Source organism: Streptomyces sp. NPDC032721 (assembly GCF_055579625.1).
On sequence record NZ_JBVIMX010000009.1, the window covers coordinates 91,483 to 116,089 of the forward strand.

The 24,607-nt window shown below is 71.5% G+C and carries 22 protein-coding genes and 1 pseudogene; 7 read left to right on the forward strand and 16 right to left on the reverse strand.

All coding sequences use genetic code 11. The annotated features are described in order from the left end of the window. From ACZ5PB_RS19930 to ACZ5PB_RS19950, 5 genes and pseudogenes are all read right to left on the reverse strand, one after another. Positions 1-1,575, reverse strand: a complete 1,575-nt coding sequence (locus tag ACZ5PB_RS19930; RefSeq protein ID WP_468692831.1) for an ABC transporter substrate-binding protein — start codon at positions 1,573-1,575, stop codon at positions 1-3. A gap of 182 nt (positions 1,576-1,757) precedes the next feature. Beyond that, complete coding sequence (locus tag ACZ5PB_RS19935; protein WP_468692833.1) at positions 1,758-3,374, reverse strand: PucR family transcriptional regulator; 1,617 nt, start codon at positions 3,372-3,374, stop codon at positions 1,758-1,760. A 144-nt stretch (positions 3,375-3,518) separates the two neighbouring features. Next, positions 3,519-4,460 (reverse strand): serine hydrolase, encoded by a 942-nt coding sequence (locus ACZ5PB_RS19940; protein WP_468692835.1) that lies wholly within the window; start codon positions 4,458-4,460, stop codon positions 3,519-3,521. A gap of 11 nt (positions 4,461-4,471) precedes the next feature. Beyond that, the gene (locus ACZ5PB_RS19945) at positions 4,472-5,803 is read right to left on the reverse strand and encodes a serine hydrolase domain-containing protein (protein ID WP_468692837.1); all 1,332 of its coding nucleotides are present in this window, start codon (positions 5,801-5,803) and stop codon (positions 4,472-4,474) included. 259 nt (positions 5,804-6,062) lie between these two features. Further along, positions 6,063-6,896: pseudogene (locus tag ACZ5PB_RS19950) on the reverse strand (NAD(P)H-binding protein). A 201-nt stretch (positions 6,897-7,097) separates the two neighbouring features. Here ACZ5PB_RS19950 and ACZ5PB_RS19955 point away from each other — a divergent pair. From ACZ5PB_RS19955 to ACZ5PB_RS19965, 3 genes are read left to right on the forward strand one after another with little or no spacing between them, the layout of a single operon-like run. Beyond that, positions 7,098-8,750, forward strand: a complete 1,653-nt coding sequence (locus tag ACZ5PB_RS19955; RefSeq protein WP_468692838.1) for an FAD-dependent oxidoreductase — start codon at positions 7,098-7,100, stop codon at positions 8,748-8,750. A gap of 50 nt (positions 8,751-8,800) precedes the next feature. After that, positions 8,801-9,370, forward strand: coding sequence for a rhodanese-like domain-containing protein (locus ACZ5PB_RS19960; RefSeq protein WP_468692840.1), 570 nt, complete (start codon positions 8,801-8,803; stop codon positions 9,368-9,370). Between the two features lie 51 nt (positions 9,371-9,421). After that, positions 9,422-9,694, forward strand: coding sequence for a metal-sensitive transcriptional regulator (locus tag ACZ5PB_RS19965; RefSeq protein WP_389240930.1), 273 nt, complete (start codon positions 9,422-9,424; stop codon positions 9,692-9,694). A gap of 40 nt (positions 9,695-9,734) precedes the next feature. Here ACZ5PB_RS19965 and ACZ5PB_RS19970 read toward each other — a convergent pair whose 3' ends face one another. Further along, complete coding sequence (locus tag ACZ5PB_RS19970; RefSeq protein ID WP_468692842.1) at positions 9,735-10,415, reverse strand: TetR/AcrR family transcriptional regulator; 681 nt, start codon at positions 10,413-10,415, stop codon at positions 9,735-9,737. A gap of 199 nt (positions 10,416-10,614) precedes the next feature. On the opposite strand from ACZ5PB_RS19970, the gene ACZ5PB_RS19975 reads away from it, so the two are divergent. Beyond that, entirely contained in the window at positions 10,615-12,150 is a 1,536-nt protein-coding gene (locus ACZ5PB_RS19975) for a sulfatase-like hydrolase/transferase (RefSeq protein WP_468692843.1), read from the forward strand. Here ACZ5PB_RS19975 and ACZ5PB_RS19980 read toward each other — a convergent pair whose 3' ends face one another. From ACZ5PB_RS19980 to ACZ5PB_RS19995, 4 genes are all read right to left on the reverse strand, one after another. After that, entirely contained in the window at positions 12,151-12,810 is a 660-nt protein-coding gene (locus ACZ5PB_RS19980) for an MSMEG_1061 family FMN-dependent PPOX-type flavoprotein (protein ID WP_468692844.1), read from the reverse strand. It lies immediately after the preceding gene. 67 nt (positions 12,811-12,877) lie between these two features. Continuing rightward, positions 12,878-13,381 (reverse strand): N-acetyltransferase, encoded by a 504-nt coding sequence (locus ACZ5PB_RS19985; protein ID WP_468692845.1) that lies wholly within the window; start codon positions 13,379-13,381, stop codon positions 12,878-12,880. A gap of 103 nt (positions 13,382-13,484) precedes the next feature. Then, the gene (locus ACZ5PB_RS19990; protein ID WP_468692847.1) at positions 13,485-14,552 is read right to left on the reverse strand and encodes an endonuclease/exonuclease/phosphatase family protein; all 1,068 of its coding nucleotides are present in this window, start codon (positions 14,550-14,552) and stop codon (positions 13,485-13,487) included. 123 nt (positions 14,553-14,675) lie between these two features. Further along, entirely contained in the window at positions 14,676-15,527 is an 852-nt protein-coding gene (locus ACZ5PB_RS19995; protein WP_468692848.1) for a tetratricopeptide repeat protein, read from the reverse strand. 227 nt (positions 15,528-15,754) lie between these two features. Between ACZ5PB_RS19995 and ACZ5PB_RS20000 the strand changes: the two genes are divergently transcribed. Then, positions 15,755-17,263 (forward strand): DUF4246 domain-containing protein, encoded by a 1,509-nt coding sequence (locus ACZ5PB_RS20000; RefSeq protein ID WP_468692849.1) that lies wholly within the window; start codon positions 15,755-15,757, stop codon positions 17,261-17,263. Between the two features lie 37 nt (positions 17,264-17,300). Here ACZ5PB_RS20000 and ACZ5PB_RS20005 read toward each other — a convergent pair whose 3' ends face one another. Together ACZ5PB_RS20005 and ACZ5PB_RS20010 are read right to left on the reverse strand one after the other, a co-directional pair. Then, positions 17,301-17,837 (reverse strand): NUDIX hydrolase, encoded by a 537-nt coding sequence (locus ACZ5PB_RS20005; RefSeq protein WP_468692852.1) that lies wholly within the window; start codon positions 17,835-17,837, stop codon positions 17,301-17,303. Between the two features lie 26 nt (positions 17,838-17,863). After that, positions 17,864-18,490: a hypothetical protein gene (locus ACZ5PB_RS20010; RefSeq protein WP_468692854.1), complete on the reverse strand. Its 627-nt coding sequence runs from the start codon at positions 18,488-18,490 to the stop codon at positions 17,864-17,866. A 475-nt stretch (positions 18,491-18,965) separates the two neighbouring features. Between ACZ5PB_RS20010 and ACZ5PB_RS20015 the strand changes: the two genes are divergently transcribed. After that, positions 18,966-19,358, forward strand: coding sequence for a hypothetical protein (locus ACZ5PB_RS20015; RefSeq protein WP_468692856.1), 393 nt, complete (start codon positions 18,966-18,968; stop codon positions 19,356-19,358). A 372-nt stretch (positions 19,359-19,730) separates the two neighbouring features. Here the strand turns inward: ACZ5PB_RS20015 and ACZ5PB_RS20020 are convergent, their stop codons facing one another. Together ACZ5PB_RS20020 and ACZ5PB_RS20025 are read right to left on the reverse strand one after the other, a co-directional pair. Then, positions 19,731-20,486 carry an ABC transporter permease gene (locus tag ACZ5PB_RS20020; protein ID WP_468692857.1) on the reverse strand — a complete coding sequence of 252 codons (756 nt, stop codon included), beginning with the start codon at positions 20,484-20,486 and terminating at the stop codon, positions 19,731-19,733. Further along, complete coding sequence (locus tag ACZ5PB_RS20025; RefSeq protein WP_468692859.1) at positions 20,479-21,444, reverse strand: ATP-binding cassette domain-containing protein; 966 nt, start codon at positions 21,442-21,444, stop codon at positions 20,479-20,481. The genes ACZ5PB_RS20020 and ACZ5PB_RS20025 overlap by 8 nt, the downstream gene beginning before the upstream one ends. Positions 21,445-21,549: 105 nt before the next feature. On the opposite strand from ACZ5PB_RS20025, the gene ACZ5PB_RS20030 reads away from it, so the two are divergent. Then, positions 21,550-22,299, forward strand: coding sequence for a TetR/AcrR family transcriptional regulator (locus tag ACZ5PB_RS20030; RefSeq protein WP_468692860.1), 750 nt, complete (start codon positions 21,550-21,552; stop codon positions 22,297-22,299). On the opposite strand, the gene ACZ5PB_RS20035 is transcribed toward ACZ5PB_RS20030, so the two are convergent. Next, positions 22,245-23,132 (reverse strand): LysR family transcriptional regulator, encoded by an 888-nt coding sequence (locus tag ACZ5PB_RS20035; protein ID WP_468692861.1) that lies wholly within the window; start codon positions 23,130-23,132, stop codon positions 22,245-22,247. The two genes, ACZ5PB_RS20030 and ACZ5PB_RS20035, sit on opposite strands and share 55 nt — an antisense overlap. A gap of 37 nt (positions 23,133-23,169) precedes the next feature. Beyond that, entirely contained in the window at positions 23,170-24,471 is a 1,302-nt protein-coding gene (locus tag ACZ5PB_RS20040; protein ID WP_468692862.1) for an MFS transporter, read from the reverse strand. Between the last annotated feature and the right edge of the window lie 136 nt (positions 24,472-24,607).

A 24,607-nucleotide genomic window follows, 5' to 3' on the forward strand; every position in this document is an offset into this window, starting at 1 on the left:
TCACTCGCCTTCCGTGTGCAGCCGGATGGTGGTCGGGTACACCGCTCCGGGCACCATGCGGAGGGACCCGTTCTTGGTCGCCAGCGTGGTGGTCAGGTGGACGATCGGCATGATGTCGTGGTGCTCGACTAGTGCTGCCTCGGCCTTGTTCCACAGGGCGCAGCCGGGCTCGCCGGGGGTGCCGAGTGCCCGGCCGGTGAGGGCTTCGTACCGCTGGTTCTTCAGGTGCAGGAAGTTGCCGCCGTCCGGCGGGGTGGGGCCGGAGAGCACGCCCATGAGCATCGAGGGGAGGGGGACGACGACGGGCAGGGCGCCGATGTCCCAGTCGAGGCTGCCGTTGGTGGCGTCGGCGAGACGGCCGCCGGTGACGCCGAGGAGCTTGACGTCGGCGCCGACGCGTTTCCACTCGGCGGCGGCGTACTCGGCGGTGGCCGCGCCCGTCTCGCCCCGGGCGGTGGCGAACAGCAGGGTGAGCGACAGCCTGCGCCCGTCCTTGACCCGTATGCCGCCCGCGCCCTCCTTCCAGCCGGCCGCGTCCAGGACGGCCTTGGCCCCGGCGAGGTCGTACGGCGGCAGGTAGCGGGAGAAGTCGACGCGGGGGCAGGGGCGCGGCTCCGACACCATGCCGCCCGGCGGGGCGCCGCTGCCGCCGGACGCCATCCGGCCCAGGTCCTTGACGTCGAGCGCCATGAACAGCGCCTTGCGGACGGCCGGGTCGGCGGTCGGCCTGCCCTTGCTCTGCTGGAAGATGAACTGCTCGCTGCCGGTGGGGACTTCCTCGGTACGGATGCCGGGGACGGCCTTGAGGCGGGCCCGGTCGGGGCCCTGGACGAAGGCCGCGTTGGCGGCGCCGCCGATCATGAGGTTGGTGGAGGTCTGCTCGTTGGCCACCACCCGTACGACCAGCTTCTCCGGCATGCCGGCCGAGGTGGCGCCGTCGGGGCCCCAGGCGTACTCCTTGCGCAGCCGGAAGGTGTAGCGGTCGCCGGGCTGTACCTCGGCGAGCCGGTACGGTCCTGAGCCCGACATGCCCCGGGCGAGCAGCTTGCGGTCGGTGAGGCCCTTGCCGCAGACGACGTACATCATCGCGGAGCTCTGCAGGATGAAGCTGAACGGCTGCGGTGTGGCCAGGGTGACGGTGCCCGCGGCGTCGTCGGCCCTGGCGGTGAGGCCGGCGGGGACGACGACGCCCAGGAGCATCGATTTGGTGGCGGGGGCGGTCTCGTGGGCGATGTTCGCGGCGATGGTGCTCGGGGTCAGCGGTGTCCCGTCGGAGCAGGTGATGCCCTTGCGGAGGGTGTAGGTCACGGACGTCGGCGTCACCCGCCACTTCTCGGCGAGCCCCGGTACCGTTCTGCCCTGCTCGTCGCTGGAGACGAGGGTGTCGTAGCCGATGGACAGCAGGAAGTTGGTGCCGCCCGTCAGTGCGTGCGAGGGGTCGAGTGCGCCGGGGGCGAGGGGCGTGGTGAGGGTGAAGGTGTCGCCGTCCGGGGCGAAGCCGCCGGTGGTGGCACAGCCGGTGGCCGCGAGCAGCAGGGCCAGGGCCGCTGCCACGGTGGGTCGGATGGGTTTCATGGAGGACTCCAGAAGCGGAACTTCGGGACGCGCGGAGGTGACGCGTGGGGATGCGTCGGGGGTGCGTCGGGGATGCGCAGGGGAGTGAGGCACCACCCTGTCCGCTGTCCGGCCCCCCGGTATTCGTGCCGGAGCACAAAACTCGGGGGGCTGTCCGTCCTGGCGGCCAATGGGGCCGGGATTCAGGGTGAGGGGGGTCCGCCGGTGCCGAAGAGGCGGATCTGGAGCATGACGCCGAGCCGTTCCCGCGGATCGTCCAGATCGAGACCGCTGATCTCCACGACCCTCTTGAGCCGGTACCGGAAGGTGTTCGGGTGGACGTGCATGCGCGCGGCTGCGGCCGGTACGTCCCCCAGTGCGTCGAGGTACGAGGAGAGCGTGGCGACCAAGTCGCTGCCGTGCTCGGTGTCGTACGCGAGCAAGTGCCGGTAGGGGCCGACCGGTTGGTGTTCCTGGACGGTCGCGAGGTCGCCGAGCTGGAGCAGCAGGGACTCGATGTGCAGCTCGGTGTAACCGGCGGCGGTGTTCGGCTCCTGGTGCGACGTCAGCACGCGCAGTGCCCGGTCGGCGTCGGCGCGGGAGCGGGCCACCTGGGCGAGGGTGGCGGCGGGGCGGCCGACGCCGATGCGGGCGGCGTACCGTACGCCGGTCCTGGACAGGAACTTCCTGGCCACCTGGACGGCCCGGCGCTCGCTGCCTTCGTGGTCCGCCCGGCCCTGCGGCATCGGCAGGACGGCGTACGCCACCGTGCCGACCACGGCGGCGGACGAACGCGGGTGGATGGCGCCGAGGTGGAGCGCGAGGGCGTCGCAGAAGCGTTCGCGGTCGGCGTCCGTGTGGACGGCGGTGTCGTCGGCGAGCTGGGCGGCGATGACGCAGACACCGCCCGGTTCGCCGTCGGCTATGCCGAGCCGGGCGGCGGCTCCCGGGGCGCCGGGGCCGCCTTCGAGGACGGTGGAGAGCAGGTCGGCCCGCAGCCGCCGACGGGTGTCGGCCCCGGCGCGTTCGCGCAGGAGTTGCAGGGCCACGATCTTCGCCGCGTCCGTCAGCGCGCTCGCCCGCGGGGCGTCCAGGGGGTCGGCGGCGGCGACCCAGATCGATCCGAGGATCTCGTCGCCGGACCGGACGGCGATCGCGGTCCGGCGGATGTCCCCCTCCTCCAGGTGCACGAAGACGGGTTCCCGGCTCTGGTCCAGCTGCCGGAGGATGCCGCGCTCCTGGACGATCCGGCGGATGTGCTCGGGGACCTGGCGGGCGAGGACGGTGGCGACCCGGCTGGGGTCGGCCTCCTCCTGGCGGCCGGAGTGGGCGAGGATCCTCGACGCCCTGTCCTCGATCGTGACGGGTGCGTCGAGCAGTGCGCAGATCGCGTTCGCCAGCACGAAGAGGTCGCCGGGCAGCCCGTCGTCCGGGTCGCCGAAGTCCCCTTCGGAGAGCAGGGAGCGGAGCATGGCGGCGACCTGGGCCCAGGAGGCGGCGCGGGCCAGGCCCAGTACGGCGACGCCGGTCTCGGCCACCGTCCGTCGCATGGATTCGTCGGGTTCCACCGGCTGTTTGACGATGAGGGCGGCGGCGGGGGCCGCCGCCCTCATCAGTGCGCGGATCCGCTCGCCGCCCTCGACGCCGACGGCGAGCAGAAGGGTGCCGGGGGTCACCAGGAGTTCGTCCAGCGGATCGTAGATGTGCACGCCGGTGATCCCCGCCCGGAGATCACCGGGGGGTGCGGCGACGACATTGAGCACGGTGCTGCCCAGGTCGTCGACGATGCGTCGCAGCGAGGGGCACGGCCGATTCAGCATGAGGTCACGGTAGTGCGCGTATCCAGACATCACGCCTGCTCATGGGGTATGAGGGCATTCCTTGGGGGGAGTTGCCCCTCGCCGGATGATTCCATCGGGTGCGGCGCCGGTCGCTCGGGTGCCGCTCGGTCAGGTGCCGCTCGCTCAGGTACGGAGCAGGTCGACGGCTGCCCGCGCCGCCAGCCCGATGGCCGCGTCCACCTTCGGGAGCCGGTACGCCATCGACCGGGGCCGCAGGAAGACGGCGGCTGCGTAGCGGCGTCCGTCGGGGTACTCCACGACTCCGACCTCGTTGCGCACGCCCCACAGGGTGCCGGTCTTGCCGGACACCTTGATCCCGTCCTCGAACCCGGCCGAGAGCCGGTGCGGCCAGAGCTGCTGCCCCATGATCCGGCGTACTTCGGCGCAGGCGGCGGGCGGCCCGGCTGCGGGCTCGTCGCGCCAGACGGCGGTGAGGAGCGAGGTCATTTCGCGGGGCGTGCCGGAGGTCGTACGTTCCGGATCGAGCACCGAGAGCCCGGGAATGCGCGCCGGGTCCACTTCCGCCACCATCGCCTCCAGGTCGCCGTCGGGGTCGAGTCCGAGTTCCGGGATCATGCTGGTCAGCATGGACCGGCAGTCCCCGACGATGCGGGTGCGCTTGAGTCCGAGGGAGGCGAGAGCGGCGTGCACCTCGTCGAGTCCGACCTCGTGCATCACGACGTCGGTGGCCGCGTTGTCGCTCATCGTCAGCATCATGAAGACGAGGTCGCGAAGGCTCATCCCGACGTCGTCGAGGCAGCCGTCGGTGCCGATGCCGCCCTCCTTGTACTCGGCCGTGACCTTCAGCCGCCGCTGCGGGTCGAGTTCACCGGCGGCCACCCCCCGCGCGTACGCGAGCGCGACCGGCACCTTGAACACGGAGGCCAGGACCACGGGGTCGTCCGCGCCGAAGGTGATCTCGGCGTCGCCGTCGATCTCGCGGACGTGGAGGAAGCCCTCGGCGTCGGCGCCGTCGAATATCTTCCGGATCCGGGCCTGCGCGGGATCGTCGTGGTCGTCGTGGTCACCGTGGTCGCCGTGGTCGTCCTGAAGAATGCTTGTCATGGCAGCGCCCTTCAGGCCGTCTTGGGCAGGGCGCGGGCGCCAAGGTGGAGATAGGGCGAGCCGTCGGCCAGTTCGTAGAAGGTCATGGAATTCCAGGGCCCCTCGCCGAGCAGTCGGCCGATGACCCTTCCCTCGCCCAGGGCGACGAGGTCGCACTCCCTGACCGGGCTCATGCCGGCGAGGGAGCCCTTGGTCTCCATCCGCAAGTGCAGCCCGCCGGTCTCGGTCTCCGTCACGGTGACCTTGCTGCCGACGCTCTCGTACACCCCGGTGTAGCGCCCGGCGTCGACGGCGACGGGGGTGGCCGGGGGCTGCGGTGCGGCGGGGACGTCGATGCCGAGCAGCTCGCGGAAGAGTTCGGTCGCCACCTCGTGCTGCATTCCCGAGGCGTCCCCGCCGTTGATCAGGACACAGGCGACGAAGTCCAGTTCCGGTACGACCCACAGCAGTGCCGACTGGCCGATCGTGTTGCCCGCGTGCGAGACGATCCGGCGCCCCGACATGGTGTCGAGCATCCAGCCCAGGCCCCATTCGGCGGCGAACGGCAGGGGGCACGGCACGGCCACGTGCGCCTCCCGCATCACCTCGGGGTGGGCGAGCAGTCCGTCGGCGAGGTGGGCCTGCCCGAACCTGACCACGTCGGACGCCTGCGCGCAGATCAGTCCGGCGGGTCCCGCCGACCGCATCAGCCCCCACACCGGGGACGTGGACCCGTCCGCCTCGTGCCCCATGGCCGCGCTGTGGCGCAGTACGTCCTCGGGGAGCGTCGCGGTGCGGGTGAGCCCCAGCGGCTCGATGATCTGCTCGCGCAGTGCCGCGTCCCAGACCTTGCCGGTCACCTGCTCGATGATCCGGCCGAGCACCGAGAAGCCCGAGTTGCAGTACGACTGGGTGGCGCCGAGCGGATGGATCGCGGTGAGGTCGCGACACGCCTCGGTGTACTTCTCCAGGGTGTCGTCGCCCCGCCCGGTGTCGAGGAAGAGGTCGCCGTCCATGCCGGAGGTGTGCGTGAGCAGATGGCGTACGGTCATGGACTTGGTGAGCGCCTCGTCGGCCACCCGGAACTCCGGGAGCACCTCGACGACGGGCGCGTCGAGGTCCAGCCGGCCCGCCTCGACGAGCAGCATGATCTGCGTGGCCGTCCACACCTTGGTGACCGAACCGATCTGGAAGAGCGAGTCGGTACGGACCGGGGCCTGGGTGTCCCGGTTGAGCACACCGGTGGCGAACTCGTGCATCTTCCCGTCGTGGAAGAAGGCGAGCGACGCACCGGGGACTTCGTGCTTGGACGCTGAGGTGCTGAGCAGATTGGTCCAACGCGCGGATTCGACTGCTGCCGTCATGGAAACCGTCCTTGGTCGTCGGCTGAGGCCGTCGGCTGAGCGTGCGCCCAGCGTAGGCAGCGGGACGGGCGGTGGATCTGGCCGCGAGGACGAAGTGGAAGGGGGTGGATGGTGCGGAAGGACGAAGGGGCGGGGCCGGGCCGCGATCCGGCGCCCCTGAGGCGACAGACTCCGGGCCATCACCCCGAGGCCCTTACCAACAGCCTTACCAACAGGGGGAGTCAGCCACTCGTCCGACGCCCCAACGGCCCGACTCGGCTCAGCGGAAGAGGGCCGCGTTCTCCGCGGCCCACTGCCCGAACGGTCTGGCCGGGGAGCCGGTGACCCGGGACACCGTGTCGCGCACCGTCAGGAGTTCGTCGTTGGGGTCGCCGCCCGTGACGTCGAGCACCGCGTCCGCGGCCTCGTCCCCGAAGACCGCGGCCATCCGGGCGTAGGCCTCCTGACGGCTGATCCCGGCGAAGGGCACCTCCCGCCCGAGCGTGGCCGCGAGGGTCTCGACCTGCTGCCGGGGCGTCACCCGCGCCGGGCCGGTCAGGGCCTAGGTCCGGCCCCGGTGGCCCGGTTCGGTCAGTGCCACCCGGGCCACCGACGCGATGTCCGCGGGGTGGATCGTGGGCAGCCCGGTGTCCGCGTACGGGGCACGGACCGTCTGGTGGCCGCGGATCGACTCCGCCCACATCAGCGTGTTCGAGGCGAACTGCGTGGGCCGCAGGATCGTCCAGGCCATGCCGCTGTCCTTGAGCAGGCGCTCGACCGCGAGGTTCTCGGCGGCGGGGCCCAGGTGCGGATGCGTCTGGACGGTGATGGACGACACCAGCACCACGTGCTCCACACCGGCCAGCCGGGCGGCCTCGATGATGTCCGCGTCGGGGCCCAGACGCGACGGGAGGAAGAGCGAGCGCACCCCGTCCAGGGCGGACACCCACGACCCCGAGCCCGCGAAGTCTCCCTCGACGGTCTCGACCCCCTCGGGGAAGGCGGCCCCGGCGGCGTTACGGGTGAGTCCTCGCAGCGGCCCCGCACCGGCCGCGTGCAGCTCCCTGAGCAGTGCGCTTCCTATGTTTCCGGTGGCTCCGGTCACGACGATCATGGCGCGTTCTCCTGTCGTCGGGTGATCAACTCGGGAACACGCTAAGAGCTCAAGCGCGCTTCAGGTCAAGGGGAGTCCCGCCCTTCCCGCACACCCCTCCCCCAGTACCGGATTGCCGCGTTCCGCGATACCCCCACCCGTATGTTTGAATACCCCCGGGGGTAAAAATGCAGCAGCGTTCCAGGTGTTCCAGGAGGAGCCATGAAGGTCGTCATCGTCGGAGGTGTCGCGGGCGGGATGTCCGCGGCCACCCGGCTGCGCCGTCTCGACGACAGTGCGGAGATCGTCGTGCTGGAGCGCGGCGCGCACGTCAGTTACGCGAACTGCGGGCTGCCCTACTACCTCGGTGGCGTCATCGAGGAGCGCGCCCGGCTCCTCGTCCAGACGCCCGAGGCACTGCGCGCCCGGTTCGAGCTGGACGTACGGGTGCGCAGCGAGGCGGTCGCGATCGACCGTGCGGCGCGTACCGTCCGGGTGCGCGAGGTGGAGAGCGGGCGGGAGTACGACGAGCCGTACGACCGGCTCGTACTCAGTCCCGGCGCCCGGCCCTTCGTCCCCGACCTGCCCGGCGTCTCCCGCGCCCGTACGCTGCGCGACGTCGCCGACGTGGACCGGATCGCCGCCGATCTCGACGCCGGTGCCCGCAGCGCCGTGGTCGTCGGGGGCGGTTTCATCGGCGTCGAGGCCGCCGAGAACCTGCGTGAGCGCGGCCTCGCGGTGACGCTGGTCGAGCTGGCCGACCAGGTGCTGCCGCCGCTGGACCCGGAGATGGCCGCGCCGGTCGCCGCCGAGCTGCGCGCGCACGGCATACGGGTCGAACTCGGCACGCGGCTCACCGCCGTCGGGCCGGACGACGTCACCCTGGCCCACGGCCGCACCGCCCCCGCCGACCTGGTCCTCATGGCCATCGGCGTACGCCCCGACGCCCGGCTCGCCGTGGCCGCCGGGCTGGCGGTCGGCGCGCGCGGCGGCATCGCCGTCGACGAGCGGCAGCGCACCAGCGATCCCCACGTGTACGCGGTCGGCGACGCGGCCGAGAAGCCGGACGCGCTCTCCGGCGAGCCCACCCTGATCCCGCTGGCCAATCTCGCCAACCGGCACGGCCGCCTGGTCGCCGACGCCATCGCCGGGCGCCCCGTCAGGGCGCGCGAAGCGGTCGGCACCGCCGTCGTCAAGGTCTTCGGGCGCACCGCGGCCGCGACCGGGTGGAACGAGAAGCGGCTGCGTGCCGCGGGACGCCCGTACCAGGCCGTGCATCTGCACCCCGGTTCGCACGCCGGTTACTACCCCGGCGCGTCCCCGATCGCCATCAAGCTCCTCTTCGACCCGTCCGACCTGCGCATTCTCGGCGCCCAGGCGGTCGGCGCCGACGGTGCGGACGGGGTCGACAAGCGCATCGACGTGCTCGCCACCGCGATGGCGGGCGGTCTGACCGCCGCCGACCTGGCCGATCTGGAGCTGGCCTACGCCCCGCCGTACGGCTCGGCCAAGGACCCGGTGAACATGGCCGGGCTGATCGCCGAGAACCTGGCCACCGGCACCAGCACCTCCGTGCAGTGGCACGAGCTGGAGGCCCTGGTCGCCGACGGTGCCACCCTGATCGACGTACGCGGCCGGGACGAGCACGCCCGGGGTGCCATTCCCGGCGCGGTCAACATCCCGGTCGACGAACTGCGCGCACGCCTCGCCGAGGTCCCCGCCGGGGCCGGGCAGCCGTTGATCGTCCACTGCCAGGTCGGCCTGCGCGGCCACACCGCCGCCCGGCTCCTCACCCAGCTCACCGGCCGCCAGGTCGCCAACCTGGACGGCGGTTACGCGACCTGGGCCGCGACGCGGCCCGCCCTGGCCGCCTGACCGCACCCACGTACCTCCCCCCAGACACACGAAAGAAGGGCGCTTCCCTCATGAACTCCCCCCTCGCTCCCGCCCAGTTGGAGTCCCGCATCGCCGAAGGCGTCCTCGTCCTGGACGTCCGGTCCGCCGACGAGTACGCCCAGGGTCACGTCCCCGGTGCCGTCAACCTCCCCCTCGACGCCGTGCCGCACCTGCTGGACGAGCTGCGCGAGGCCTCGGAGCGGCGCGGTCTTGCCGTGGTCTGCGCCTCCGGGGTCCGCTCCAGGACCGCCTGCGAGCAGCTCGGCCGGGCCGGGATCGCGGCCGCGGGGCTGGAGGGCGGCACCGCTGCCTGGCAGGCCGCCGGTCTGCCCGTCGAGCGCGCCGAGATGCCCGCGCGGCGGAGCGTCTGGGCCATGGACCGCCAGGTCCGGTTCGCCGCGGGGACCCTGGTGCTGACCGGTCTCGCGCTGGGCGTACGCGCGCCCCGGGCCCGGCTGCTGTCCGCCGGTATCGCCGCCGGACTCGTCTACTCGGGCGTCAGCAACACCTGCGGAATGGCCGCCGTACTGAGCAGGCTGCCGTTCAACCGTCCTCGCCCGGAGAACCTGGACGCGGCCCGGTCGGCCCTGCGCGGCTGACGTACCGCACACTGGAATGTCCGACGACGACGAGAAACAGGAGCCGCCGTCATGGCCGCCCAGAACAACGAAGAGACGATGGCCGCCGTCCTGAACCGGCTGCGGCGCGCCCAGGGCCAGCTCACCGGGGTCATCGCGATGATCGAGGCGGGCCGGGACTGCAAGGACGTGGTGACCCAGCTCGCGGCGGTTTCCCGGGCGCTCGACCGGGCCGGATTCAAGATCATCGCCAGTGGGATGCGCGAGTGCCTCGCGGCGACCGACGGCGAACGCCCGCCGCTGACCGAGGCGGAGCTGGAGAAGCTCTTCCTCAGCCTGGCCTGACGCCACGGCTCCCGGTACTGGCGGAGGAATCCCTTCGGGTTCAGGTCGCTTCGGTCGGCAGCGCCTCGTACGTCGCCGCCGACGCGCTGGCCTCCAGGAGGGCGACCGCCGAGTCGGCGAGCCCGGCCGCGAGCAGCTCCCGGCACGGCACTCCGGCGGGGGTCTCGCCGTGCCGCTGGAGCAGGTACTCGTGCCGGGCGAGCGTGTGCAGCAGCAGCCCGATGAGGAAATCCCAGCGCTGGGCGCGCACTTGGGGCGGCAGTGCGCCCATGCACCCGTCGATCCGGGTGCGCAGCTCATGGATGCCCCGGGTCCACTCCTGGGCGGTGAGGTCAAAGGGGGCGATCTCGTGCACGTACAGGGCGTTGGCCACGAAGCGCAGGAACCAGCCGGGCTCCTCGTGCGTGCCGAGCCGGCCCGTCATCGAGTACACCAGGATCTCCACCAGGGCGCGCAGGTCGTGGCCGCGCCCCTGTGCGTCGAGGGCGGCGATGCGGCGCAGCTGGTCCTCGCTCGCCGGGGCGAGGCGGTGGGCGTAGACGGCGTCGACGAGGGTGCGTTTGTCGCCGAAGTGGTAGGCCACGGCGGAGGTGTTGCGCTGCCCGGCCGCCGCGGCGATCTCACGGAAGGACACCGCGTGCAGGCCCCGCTCGGCGAACAGCCGCTCGGCCACTTCGACGAGCCGCACCCGGGTGTCCTTCCGGGCCTGCCGGGTCCTCACAACTCCTCCTGTACGCAAGCGCGTTGGGGCTCCACCGACCTCCCCATACTGTGCCCTTGCGCCGACTAACGCAACTGCGTTAGAACGGGTGCGGCAGCGCACCAAACAAACGCTTGGCCGTCTCGGTACCGCAGTGCCGCCCCCGCCCACAGCCGGCCGCCCCCTGCCCCTCCTCCATCTGCGACGAAAGGGCACTCCCATGCACACCCGCCCCACCCCCCGCCCCACCCCCCGCAAGCGGCCCAACATCCTCCTCGTCGTCTCCGACCAGGAGCGCCAGCGCGGCTGGCTGCCGCCGCAGGTCCGGCTGCCCTGGCGCGAGCGCCTGCTCGCCGAGGGCCTGGAGTTCACCAACTACTGGACGCACTCGTCCCCCTGCTCGCCGTCCCGCGCGACGATGATGACCGGGCAGTACGTCACCCAGCACCAGGTCGCCGAGAACGTGATCTTCCCCTGGCAGCCGGAACTCCCCACCACCACCCCGACCATCGGCAGCGCCCTGCGCAAGGCCGGTTACCGCACCTCGTACATCGGCAAGTGGCACCTGTCCCGCTCCGCGCACCCCGACATGGAGGCGTACGGCTACGGCGACTGGGACGGCAACGACCACCACTTCATGGGGATGGCGGGCACCGGGGTGCACTTCGACCCGGTGATCGCCGCGAACGCCGCCAACTGGCTCCGCCGGGCGGCCGGTTCACCATCCCTCCGGCCCTGGTTCCTCACCGTCGCGCTCGTCAATCCGCACGATGTGATGTGGTACCCGATCGACCAGCCGGAGTACCAGCGGGCCCACCCGAAGATGCTGGAGTTCATCCGCGGCTTCCTGGACGCGGACGACTGGGGGCGCGGCCGGGCGATCCCGCCGTACACCGAACCGTACGACGAGATCTTCGACGAGCTGCCGGCGAACTTCGACGACGACCTGCACACCAAGCCGGACACCCAGCGCCAGTGGCGGTACGACCAGCAGAACAGTCTGTGGGGGCGCATCGAGCCCGACGACAGGAAGTCCTGGCTCCGCCAGCTCGACTACTACGTCAAGCTGCACCAACTCGCCGACGAGAGCCTCGGCAGGGTCCTCGGCGCACTGGAGGAGTCCGGCGGCTGGGACGACACCGTCGTCGTCTTCACCTCCGACCACGGCGACATGTGCGGCTCGCACGGGCTGCGCTCGAAGGGCCCCTTCGTCTACGACGAGATCATGCGCGTCCCCTGCTACGTCAAGGCACCGGGTCTCACCCGCCCCGGCAGCACCACGGACTCCCTCGCCTCGCACGTGGACCTGGCGCACACGATCTGCGCACTGGCCGGGGCGGCACCCGAGCCGGCCTTCCGGGGCAAGGACCTCTCCCCGGTCCTGGCCGACCCGGCGGCGAAGGTCCGCGACTACGTCCTCTTCGCCCACGACTCGGTGCACACCCGCCGGATCCAGCAGACCCGTTACGCGGTACGGGGCATGTTCGACGGCCGCTTCAAGTACGCCCGCTACTTCGGCGTGGGCGGCGGCCTCCCCGCCGACCGCGCGGAGGTCCCCGAGCCCTCCCGGATGCTCTACGGCCCGGACGCCGCCTTCGACGACTGCGACCACGAGCTGTACGACCTCCAGGAGGACCCGCACGAACTCACCAACCTGGCGATGGACCGCTCCCGCCGCACGGAGGTCCGGGACCGCTTCGCAAGAATGAAGGCGGTGGAACGGACGGACCTGACCCCGGTGTCCCGTTACGCGTAGCTACGCGTAGCGGTACTTCAGCGACTCCGCCTCCGCCTTCTCGATGTCGGCGATCGTCAGGTCCGGCATGCGCAGCTGGGCCAGCGTCACCTCGGCCGAGGACGGCTGGGCGTCCGCCGCGAGCCACTGCTCCGGCTTCCAGGCGGCGCTGCGCAGAAGCGACTTGGGGCAGTGCGGGTAGACCTCCTCGATGCCCACTACCAGTGCGCTGGCCGGGGGCTTGCCCACGGCGGTCAGCTGGGACAGCAGGTCCGGGCGGGTGGAGACGCAGGCCCGGCCGTTCAGGCGCAGAGTGGTGGTCCGCCCGGGTATGACGAACAGCAGTCCGGCCCGGCCGGTGGCGATGACGTTCTGCAGGGTGTCCAGGCGCTTGTTGCCGGTCGCGTCCGGTATCGCCACCGTCCGTGAGTCCAGCACGGCGACGAATCCGGCGGGGCCGCCGCGCGGGGAGACGTCGCAGTTGCCCTCGGCGTCCGCGCTGGCGACGAAGACCAGTGAGGAGCATCCGATCAACTGCCGCGTCTGGTCGGTGAGTTCGGTCATCTGCTTGCGCACGGCGGCCGCGCCGGGGAGTTCGTAGGTCCGGCGCAGCGCCTCCTGGTCGGACACGGCGTCGAGGCGGAGCGAGTCGAAGGCACTGGTGGCAAGGGGTGTCGTCATGCCTGCGACCCTAACCGGCCGCTCCGCGGCCGATGTTGGCCGGTGGACCTGCACCCCGTCGGGCCGGTTACGCGTCGGGGTGCGCCGGCAGGGCGAGCCATTGCTCCCAGGAGGTCTCGCGGCCGAGGAAGCGCGGCTGCTCGAACGGCCAGTCCGCGGCGATCCACTCCGGCACCAGCGTGTCAAGCGCCTGCTCGACGTCGCTGCCCACCAGCTCGTCCACCACCCACCAGGAGATCTCGCCGTCCGCGCCCGCCTTCTCCGGCGGGTCGATGTAGACGCAGCCGAGCAGGGCCGTCTCCGCCGTGGCGAACAGTGCGTAGTTGAAGGACTGGTGGGCGTCGATCTCCTTCTCGTGCCGCAGCAGTTCGGCCTCGTTGGCCTCGTAGGTCATGGTGGCCGATGGCCAGTCCCAGGCGGGGCCGAAGACCGTGTACAGCCGGTCGCGCGAGCCCATCACGGCCGGGTAGTCGAGGTGGGCGTCCGTCTGCCGGATCGGACGCAGGTGATGGGTGCCGCCCGGCAGCGGTATCAGGACGGGATGGACGAAGTCTTCGGGAAGCCAGCTCATGGTGCCCGACCGTAACAGTGCGCGGGCGCCGGCTCCCCCGGGTTTTACGGTCGTCGCCCCAGGTGGGCGGCCCCCGGCCGAACTCCTGGTGACGCAGCCCCCTCTAGTGGCGGCGGCCGGTGAGCCGGAAGGTGCTCAGGACCGCCTTGTGGTCGGTCGGCCAGGTCCAGTTCGGTTCCCAGAACCTGTCGCGGCCGGTCTCCTCGGTGCGGACGTTGCGCACGATGGACGACGAGGGGCCGACGATCGTGCTGTCCAGCAGCCGCAGGCGGCGGTCCGGGTGGTAGAAGACGAAGTCGATGCGGTCGCGTTCGTCGGCCTTCGGGGCCCAGGTGAGTTCCTCCGTCTTGGCGCCCGGGTTGTCGCTGGGCCAGGTGAAGCCGGGGGTGCGGACCGGGTCGGGGTGGATCTCACGGTAGCTGTCGCGGAACCCGGCGGCCTCGATGGACTTCGTCGTCGACCACGGGATCACGGTGCCGTTGTGGTCGAAGAGGTGGCGCGTCCTGCGGGTCCAGTCGAGGTGCGAGGGCTCGTTGAAGTCCCCGGCCAGCAGGGTGAGCCGGCCCTTGCGGCGCTCCTTCGCGGCGTCGGCCAGCACCGTCTTCGTCACGGCGGTACGGCCCGACGCCTCGTTGAGCCGCATGATCAGGCCGGTGTCGGTGATCGGCCCGGTGGGTATCTCGCCCCAGCCGTACTCGGAGGTCTCCAGCGGTGCGGGCGTACCGCCGCCGTAACCGCGCGGGAGGTAGTTCACGTAGTAGCGGTATTCGAGGTGCCCCGAGTAAGCGGCCACCTCCGTGCCGCCCACCGAGACGACCGCCTTCGACCAGGACGGGAAGGACTGGTGCTCGATGACCGGGTACCGCGATATCACCGCGGGGTCGGTGGGGTTGGCGTTGTCGTAGTACGTCACGCCCCGGTCCGCGAGGTCGGAGAGCAGGGCGGCGACCCGTTCCGGGTTCGACTCGCTGAGCATGACGATGTCGGGGCGGACTGCGGCGACGGTGTCCGCGATGCCGGCACGGCCCCCGGGCACGCGGCTGCCGCCGAGCCAGATGTTGAACTGGAGGACCTTCAGGGTGGAGTGCGGGCGGGCCTCGGCCGTTCCCGTACCGACCACCCCCGCGCCCACGGTGGCTCCCAGCAGACCGAGTACCTCACGACGTCTCACCACGTACGACCTCCACGGTTCACACCACTCACGCCACGACCGGCGCCGGACGACGCCCGGCACACGCAGGGTGCAGTCTTGAGGGGCTCGGCGTACAGAGCATGAACAGCGGGCGTCCTGCACTCATGGCCGTGGTGGCCGGGGCGAGCGGTGCCGCGGTTGCCAGCGCAGGCGTCTGGCGGCGGTCCTGAGCTGCTGGGCGTCGGTGCGGTAGCCGGTCCTGGCGAGGTGGCGGGCCAGGAAGCGCCAGTGGTCGAGGAGTTCGGGTGACCGGCGGGCGCGGTGGTCGGCGGGCAGCAGCGTCAGGAGCTGGAGGGATTCGAGGGCGAGCAGCCGGGCCGTGGGGTCGTTGCCGAGCGCGGCGTGGCACTTGGCGAGCCTGGCCACGGTGTGGAGGTGGACCTCGCGGTCGTCCGGGGTGGGGGTGGCGGTGGCGGTGAGGGCGCGGTGGATCTCCAGGGCTTCGGTGAGGGAGGCGAGGGCCTCCTCGTCGCGGCCGGTGGCGGTCAGGCGGGCGGCCGTGTTGTTGAGGCAGCGGGCGAGCTCCGCGCGGTGGTGCTCGGTGGGGGCGAGGCCGCGGAAGAGTGTCACCGCTTCCCTGGACGGCGGGAGCGCCTCCTCGTGTCTGCCCAGGTCGGCGAGCCGGGTGCTGAGGCTGTCGAGGGCGTCGGCCAGGCGCGGGAGGCCGAGGTCCGGCTCCTCCGCGGCGATGTCGCGGAAGAAGCCTATGGATTCGTCGGCGGCGCGCAGTGCCTCCTCGTGGAGTCCGTACCAGGACGTCACGAGGCCCAGGTTGTGCAGGCACACCGCCAGGGCCAGCCGGGTCTCCCGGCCGTCGTCGGCGACGAGTTCGCGGCGGGCGAGATACATCGCCTCGCGGCCGAGGCCGATGGCACGGTCGTGGTCGCCGGACTTGGCGAGGAAGAGGCTGAGTTGGGTGTCGTGCTCGATCCTGCGGAGCTCGGGCCTGGACATCGTGTCCTTCGAGGGTCAGTACGTGGCTGAAGTCTGCGCGTTCGCAGTGTGGACGCCAATTCGCCGCGCGTGCAAGAGAGTTGATGAAGGGCGCCACTGCCGGCCCTCTGCCATCGGTCCGTCCTCGGTTCGTCCCCGTTCCGCCCTCGGTCCGTTGTCAGTCCGTTGTCAGTCGGCTGAAGTAGCCTTCCCCCGCTACCGCACACCATCTGGAAGGACCGAGAGAGTTGACTGCGCTGTCCCCGTTCCCCCTGCCTTTTGCTGCTTTCCGCACCACCACGTTCGCGCGGCCCCGGACCCTGCGGGAGCTGGAGATGATGCAGTGCAGCGCCCTCATACGGTCGAAGCCGGAGTGGTTCGCCAAGATGAACGACGCGGCGATCGTCGCCAGGTGGACCAGGGAAATGGCCGACCAGGGCCTGACCGAGGCGCAGGTTCGCCACGTACTGGCCGAACTCGCCCACTACGCCGGGCTGCGGGACCAGGAGCGCGGCATCGAGGTGGCCGCGGTGGACGGGGTGTGGCAGTCGGACACCCTGATCGAGGACGGGCTCAGGTCCCGGCTGCGCGAGGCGGTCCGGGTGCTGGAGGAGGTCCCGGAGGCGGAGAAGGACTGGCATCCGGGTTCGGACGGCCAGGTGCTGGATCTGGTGCACCCTTCGCTCTTCTGCAACGTACGAGAGGTGAGCGGCGGCCCCGAACGGGCCTGGCAGCGCCCGGAGAAGGGCGGGCGGTATACGCAGTACGAGTTCTCGGACAAGTTCCAGTGGCTGCCCACGGACGTCGAGGTGGGCGAGGACGGCGAAGCCGTCTTCATGTCGTACGTCAACAACGTCCACCCCGTTGAGCACCGCGAGCTCGCCGCCGTCCTGCCGGAACTGTTCGGCCGCATGCGCCCGCTCTTCGAGAACGTGCTCACCGACCTGCGCAATCCCCGGCCGCTGCGCATCAAGCCCGACCCCTACTCCTGGTACGACGGCACCGAGCCGGTCGAACCCGACGGCGACGAGGACGACGAGGGCTTCGAAGAGGCCTACCGGGAGTACGAGATCGCCCAGGACCACTGGTGGCGGGAGCGCCGTCCGGCCGTTCCCGACGCCCCGGAGTTCAGCCCGCCCGTGCTGCCCGACGGCGCGCGGGTCGATCTGCGCGGTCGCCGCCTCCAGGTCATCGCGAAGCTGGCCACCATTCATCTCACGCCGGAGAAGCCCGAGTACGCGGGCGGTTCCTGGCACGTCGAGGGGATGCTGAACGAGCGGATCGTCTCGACCGGCATCTACTACTGGGACAACGAGAACATCACCGAGAGCCGGCTGAGCTTCCGGGCGGCCCTCGACGACCCGGAGTACGAGCAGAACGACAACGCCGGAATGAGCGAGGTCTACGGCCTGGACAACGAGGACCCGCTGAACCAGGAACTCGGCTCGGCACCGACCCCGGCGGGCCGCTGCCTGGCGTTCCCGAACGTCCTGCAGCACCGCGTCGGACCGTTCCGCCTCGCGGACCCGACCCGGCCGGGGCACCGCAAGATCCTGGCGTTCTTCCTGATCGACCCTTCGCAGACCATCGTCTCGACATCCGACGTGCCGCCGCAGCAGCCCTGGGCCGAGACGTCCACGATGACGCTGGAACAGGCCAAGGACTTCCGCGAACAGCTCATGCAGGAACGCAAGTTCTTCGTCGCCGAGCACAACGAGCAGATCTACGAGCGGGAGTTCTCCCTCTGCGAGCACTGAGTGCGCGCTGATGCCGCGCTGAGTCCGCCCTGCTGCCTCAGTACTGGAGCAGCCCGGTGACCGGGACGGGAGCGACGTGCCCGGTCGCCGGTGTGGTCCGTGCCAGGGCGAGGCCGACGTCGACCAGCGAGGACCGGCGGAGCCCTGCGACCTCCGGGATCGGGGTCCAGACCGACTCGACGGTTTCGCCGTTCGGCTCGGGCCTGAGCCGGCCGCCGGTGATGCGGACCCGGTAGAAGACGCCGACGTTCTGGTGCTCGATCCCCGCATGCGCGACGGCTGCGGGGATCACTCGCGAGTCCACGCCCAGCAGGCGTTCCACCACCGCGTCGCAGCCGGTCTCCTCGGCGACCTCGCGGATCACCGCGTCGAACGGATCCTCCGACTGCTCGACGCGGCCGCCCGGGAGGGTCCAGTTCCCCGACGCGTGACGGGCGAGCAGGACGCGCCCGTCCTCGATGCACACGGCGTACGCCGCCAGCCGGAAACTGCCGGCCGCCACGCCCCCGGCATACCCGCCCGCCTCGACTGTCTCCTGGCTCACCAGACCACCGTCCATCGCTTCATGGGGCATGGCCTCACCTTAGGTCACCAGTTGGATCACCGCCGTGGCATCCACTTCTTCTTGAAGAGGGCGTCGATGACCAGTGATTCACGCCCCTGGGCTCCGGCGGGGACATTCTCGTGCTGGTCGATGACCCAGCCGTACTCGTTGATCATGCGCACCACATGGCGCCTGGTCGAGGTGGATTTGCCCGGCCAGGTGGAGGTGTAGGTGACGACGGCCCCGTAACCCGCCGGATGGCTGCCGTCGGCGGTGGCCGGGACGACGAGGACGCTGGAGACGACGACGGGGCCGGTATCAGGGAGGGCGGGCGCGTCGGGGTCGGCGCGGGGGTACGCGTCGGGCAGTGGGAGAGGCTGGGTCGAGCGGGCGCGGGGCAAGGCGGGCCGTTTGTTCAGGCAGTCCCCGAGGGGACCCCGTTGCATCCGCTCCGAGGCCAGCACGCAGGCCAGGGTCAGGTCCCCCGCGTTCACGGCCTCCTGATAGACACGGGCGCCTTCGCGAGCGCTGGCTTTGTCGAACATGGGGCCCACCGGAGCTGGACGCGGCGTGGTGCAGCCCGCCGCCAGGAACGCGGTGACGACGACAAGGAGAACGGCGGCTCGGCGGCCGGTCCTGCCTTCGTGTGCCGATGGGTCGGCGGATTTCTGCGGTGCCGTCATGGGCTCCCCTGAGGTTGGTCGGTCGGTCTCGTCGCTCGCCACAACGAGCCAGGAGCACACCGGGGTGCGACCGCAGGGCTGTCTTCCGCAGGTCTGTCCACCGTCGAGGAGATCGCTCAACTCCCGACGCGCGCGCCGCACTTCGCTCAGCGACTGGTGGTGGCCACCGATGCTGATGTGGCACGGTCGTGTGATGAGTTCCGTGCGCTGTGACCTGCTGCGCGGGCAGTTCGAACACGCGGTGCTGGACCGTGCGTCGGACGGCTGCGGGAAGGTGGGTGCCCGACCGGGCGGAGACGGAGCCCGATGCCGTCGCTCTCGTGGAAGAGCCGGCGCACCGTCCGGTGCTGTCTGGGACACGTCCCGGACAGCGATTCCCTTGAAGCAGCGCCTCAGTCGCCCAACGCTGGCGCCGAAGCCCTCTTAGGGGGACCAAGGACCTCGGGAGCATCCGATGCGCCAACGCAGAAGTGCCTTGTTTCTCGGACTCGCGGCGAGCGCCGCATCCGTCGCCCTCCTCACGGCGACCCCCGCCGTGGCCGACGCCTTCTACCTCAACAGCGGCAAGTCCGCACAGGGTGGGTACAACCGCGGCTACGCCGCTGTCGGGGGTTCCACCGCCGTCATGGAGGCGTGCGACTCGGGACCGGGCGACAGTCGCCGCGCGGTCACCATAGTCTCGACCAACGCCGGCGGTTACTTCGAGGTCCAGGACGCCAACGGCAGCAACAACGGCTGCGCGAGCGACTTCTTCGCGGAACAGGACCTCATCTACAGCGGTCTCGGCTACGTCATGTTCTCGTGCATCCAGAACGGGTCCAGCGGCACGCCGTACAACTGCACGTCGAGAAGGGGAGTCGTCGACTGACGACGACCCCGGGCGGCGGCCCTGCTCCTGCTTACGCTCCCGCGACCGTTTTGGGGGCGTCGAGCCAGCGGGCCGCCGCGTCGTAGGTGTCCGTGGGGCTGGTGTTGAACGCGATCGATGCCCCGGGGGGCGTGCTGCCGGACCAGGTTGATCACGGTCTCGAACAGTTCCAGCAGCTCGGCGGGCTTCCGTACGCCGCCGATCACCACGCACTCCCAAGTCCCTGCCTGCAGAGCGGCCGTGACGAGCGCCGGATTGTCGTCGCGGCCCCGGGTCCCAGGGGCCGGGGACCTTGAAGGGGTCGACTCCGATGAGCAGGACCCGGGGTTCCGATGCGGTTGCGTCCATGCCAGGACCCCACGCCGGGACCCGCTAGGCGGTCCGCTTCCTGAAGAGCGCTCCGGTCAGCAGCGTTCCGGCTGCCAGGATCCCGCCGCACCAGGCGAGCGCCACCCATGGCGTGCCGCCCGCGGGTTGGGCGAGGAGCAGTGCGCGGAGGGATTCGATCACCGGTGTCACCGGCTGGTGTTCGGCGAATCCGTGCAGCCACGCGGGCATCGTCTCGACCGGTACGAAGGCGCTCGACGGGTAGGGCAGGAACATCATGAAGAAGGTGTAGCCGTTGGCCGCCTCGGGGGTACGGGCGAGGAGGCCGGCGGCTGCCGAGACCCAGGAGACGGCGACGATCCAGGCGGTGAGGAGCCCCAGCGCGGCGGCCCATCCGGCGGGTCCTGCGGAGGGGCGGAACCCGATCGCCAGTGCCACCGCGAGGACGACCGCCGTGGCCAGCAGGTTGCGCGCGACCGAGGCGGCGACGTGGCCGGCCAGCAGGGGGAGGCCGCCGATGTCCAGGGCGCGGAAGCGGTCGACGATGCCGCTCTTCATGTCCTCGGAGACGGACACCGCGGTGGAGGCCGCGCCGAACCCGGAGCACAGGAGCAGTACGCCCGGGACGACGTAAGTGACGTACTGCGTACCGGTGTTGATGGCTCCGCCGAAGAAGACCACGAAGGTCAGCATCAGCATCAGGGGCAGCACGATCGAGGTGATGAGCGCGTCGATGTTGCGCCGGGAGATGCGGACCGAGCGTGCGGAGAGGACGGCGGTACGGGTCAGGGCGTCAGACACGGGTGGCCTCCGTCGGCTTGGCAGGGGTGGGGGCCGAGGCCGTCGTCAGGGCCAGGAAGACGTCGTCGAGGGTGGCGGTGTGCAGGGCGAGGGAGGCGATGTCGGTGCCGTCCGGGTCGAGGGCGTCGAGGAGCCGGCGGACGTCGGCGGCGGTGCCGTCGGTGGGGATGCCGAGGAGGCGGGCGGCCGGGTCGTGGTGGGTGGTGACGCCGAGGGCGGCGAGGCGGTCGTAGGCGGCGGGGGTGGTGAGGGTGAGGTCCAGCCGGTGGCCGCTGACGTGGGACTTGAGCTCGGCGGCGGTGCCCTCCGCGACGATGCGGCCGTGGTCGATGAGGGCGATCCGGTCGGCGAGGCGGTCGGCCTCCTCCAGGTACTGGGTGGTGAGGAAGACGGTGGTGCCGCGTCCGCTCAACTCCCGCACCATTTCCCAGAGTTCGGTCCTGCTGCGCGGGTCGAGGCCGGTGGTCGGCTCGTCGAGGAAGAGCACCGAGGGGTCGGTGACCAGTGAGGCGGCCAGGTCGAGTCGGCGGCGCATGCCGCCCGAGTAGGTGCGGGCGAGGCGGTCGGCGGCGTCGGCGAGGGAGAAGCGGGCCAGGAGTTCGTCGGCCCTGGCGCCGGCCGTGGACCGGTCGAGCCCGGCCAGGCGGCCGGTCATCCGGAGGTTCTCGCGCCCGGTCTGTGCCTCGTCGAGGGCCGCGAACTGCCCGGTCAGGCTGAGTGCCCGGCGGGCCGCGCGGCGCCCTGCGCGGGTGGCGACGTCGTGCCCGGCGACGCGGGCGGTGCCGGAGTCGGCGGTGGTGAGGGTGGCGAGGATGCGGACGGCGGTGGTCTTGCCCGCGCCGTTCGGCCCGAGCAGGGCGAAGACCTGGCCCGCCGGTACCGCGAGGTCGACCCCGCGCAGGACGGCGGTCCTCCCGTACGACTTGACGAGGGCGGTGGCTAGGACGGCGGTGTCCATCGGTGGCTTCCCTCCAGGACTCTATTGCGTAAGGCATACGCTGTATTGCGTAAGGGTTACGCATATCTAGGATGGGAGTCAAGCCCGAGAAGAGGAGCCGTACCGGTGAACGAAGGACCCACGGGACTGCCCGTGAGCCTGGAGACCCTGTGGGGCCTGCGGGAACGCCCGGCGAAGGGCCCGCGCCCCACGCTGTCGCTCGACCGCGTCGTGGAGGCGGCCGTCGCCCTCGCCGCCGCCGAGGGCGTCACCGCGGTCTCGATGGGGCGGATCGCCAAGCAGCTGGGCTCCTCCCCCATGTCCCTGTACCGGTACGTCGCGGCCAAGGACGAGCTGTACCCGCTGATGGTGGAGGCGGTGACACCGGAGCCGCCGCCCTTCGAGGACGGGATCAACTGGCGGGAGGGGATGACCCGTTGGGCCACTCTGATCCGCGGGGTCTACCACGCGAACCTGTGGGTGCTGCGCGTCCCGGTCTCCGGTCCGCCCGCCACGCCCCGCAAGGTTCAGTGGATGGAGCGGGGCCTCGCCACGCTGGCCGGGACCGGGCTGAGCGAGGGCGAGAAGGCGTCGGTGCTGATGCTCGTCGACGGCTTTGTACGGAACGAGACGATGCTGATCGCCGACCTGACGGAGACCTACCGCGCCTCCGGGGTGACGGTCGAGGAGTCCCTCGCCCGCTACAGCGAGCTCCTGCGCACGGTCACCGACCCGGAGCGCTTCCCGGCCGTGAGCCGGCTGCTCGCCTCGCGCGAGATGGAGGAACCGGACGAGCCGGACTACGAGTTCGAGTTCGGCCTTCAGCGGATCCTGGACGGCATCGAGGTGCTGGTGGAGCGGCGCTCCGGCGGCTGAGCCAGGAGCGCGCTGCCGAAGGCCGCCGCCGAGGGGTGCGGGTTGGTGCGGGGACGGGCGTACGTGAGGACTGCGGGCGGGGCGCCCGAGAGCGGCAGGTACAGGACGTCGGGGTCCGGATGCTGTGCGGCCACCGACGCCGGGAGGACGCCCACCCCGCGCCGGGCGGCGACGGCGTGCAGGTACTCCTCGATGTTGGCGGCCTCGGCACCGATCTCGGGGGTGGCGTCGGACGGCCAGTCCCCCGGTGTGAGCGAGCAGCTGACGGTGTTGACGACGAGGCAGCGGCGTCCGAGGTCGCGCCAGCTGACGCGTTCGCGGCCGGCCAGCGTGGAGCGCCGGGAGATCGCCGCGACGCGCGGCTCCCGCAGGATCTCAGTGGTGACCAGGCGCGGGTCGCCGGGCGTCCCCCAGAGCAGGGCCGCGTCGACGGAGCCGTCGCGCAGTCCTGCGGTGCGGTCGTCCTTGCGCACGATCTGTACGAGGACGTGGTGGCGCTCCTCCAGTACGGCCTGCGCCCGGCGGCCGCGCTGGAGGGGGAAGCCCCAGGCGTAGCCGAGCCGCAGCGAGGGCTGCGGCTCGGCGGGCCGGAGCGCGGTTTCCAGCTGGGGAAGCAGGACCTGGAGATCGGCCCGCAGCCGGTGCCCCTCGGCGGTGAGCCGGGGGTGGCGGGTGCTGCGGTCCAACAGGGTCTGGCCGACCTGCCCTTCGAGCCGCTGGATGTGCCGGCTGAGGGTGGGCTGGGAGATTCCGAGGCGGTCGGCGGCCCAGGTGAAGTGCTCCTCCTCGGCCAGCGCGAGGAAGCATCTCAGGTGCTGCAAACCGATGTCCATGGTCCCGATGCTAGTCAGCTACGACTGTTTGCCCAGCTCAGGGGGTTGCAGTGGCACGTTCTCCGCGCCGGACGGCCCCTCGTACCACCGTCAGGTGCAGGAGCAGGGCGAGGGCGGTGAGTCCGGCCGTCCCGTACGGCAGGGCGGCGGGTGCGGTGCCCAGGCTCAGGGCGAGGCCGCCGAGCGCGGAGCCGATCGCGCTGCCGAGGTAGACGGCGGAGCTGTTCAGCGAGACGGCGACCGTGGCCTGCCGGGGCTGGGCCGCGATGAGCTGGTGCTGCTGCGGCACCTGAACCGCCCACCCGGCCGCGCCCCAGACGACGAGCGGGACGATCGCCCAGACCGCGCCGGCCCTGGCGGCGACGGGCAGCACGCTCTGACTGACCACCACGAGGGCCAGGATGACGGTGACCGCGGCGAAGGGGCGGCGGGTCCGGTCGACGAGCCGGCCGATGAGGAGACTGCCGACGATGCCGCCCGCACCCCAGGCCCACATCGCCCGGACGGTGCCGTCGGTGCCGTCGGTGTGGGCGGCGTCGGCGAGGAACTCGGCGAGATAGGTGTACAGGCCGAGGCTCGCGATGCCGCCGAGCAGGGAGACGGTGACGATGCCCGCGACCCGGCCACCGGCGAGAGCACGGACCCGTTCGCCCAGCGGGGGCGGCGGGCTCACCTCGATCCTCGGCAGTCGTACGACGCCGATCAGCGCGACCACGCCCAGCCCGGTGATCAGCCACAGGGTGCCGCGCCAGCCCACGTGCGAAGCCAGCAGCAGGCCGCCGGGCACGCCGATGACAGTGCCGATGCTCAGTCCGCCCATCACGGTGGCCAGCGCGCGGCCCCGGCGTTCGGGGGTGGTGAGCCCGGCCGCGGTGGCGGCGGCCATGGGCGAGTACACGCCCGCGCCGACGCCCGCCACCGCGCGGGCGATCAGGAGGACGGCGAGGGAGGGGGCGAGGGCGGTGAGCGCGTTGCCCACGGTGAAGACCACGAGCGCGACGGCGAGCAGCACCTTGGCGGGCCGCCTGGCCAGGAGGGTGGCGAAGAGGGGGCCGCCGAGCGCGTAGCAGAGGGTGAAGACGGTGACCATCTGGCCCGCGGACGACGCGGAGACGTGCAGGTCGTCCGAGACCCGGGGCAGCAGACCCGCCATCACGTAGGCGTCCACGCCCAGCGCGAAGGTGCCCAGCGCCAGCAGCGGGACGAGGGCGGCGCGGCCCTCCTTCTTCCGCGGGGGCGGGTTCTCCTGCGGGGGCGGGTTCTTCTGCGGGGGCGGGTTCTTCTGCGGGGGCGGGTTCTTCTGCGGGGGCGAGGTCGCTGTGGTCGGTGTCGTGCTCATCCGGGGCGCTCCAAGTCCGGTTGCAAAGTGGCAGGCCGCGACGATCTCAGCGGGCGCCGCTGCCGCAAAACCGGTCTGCTGCATCTCTGATGCGTCCTGTGCATGCCCGCAGGTCAACGCTGTGCGCGACGGCCGT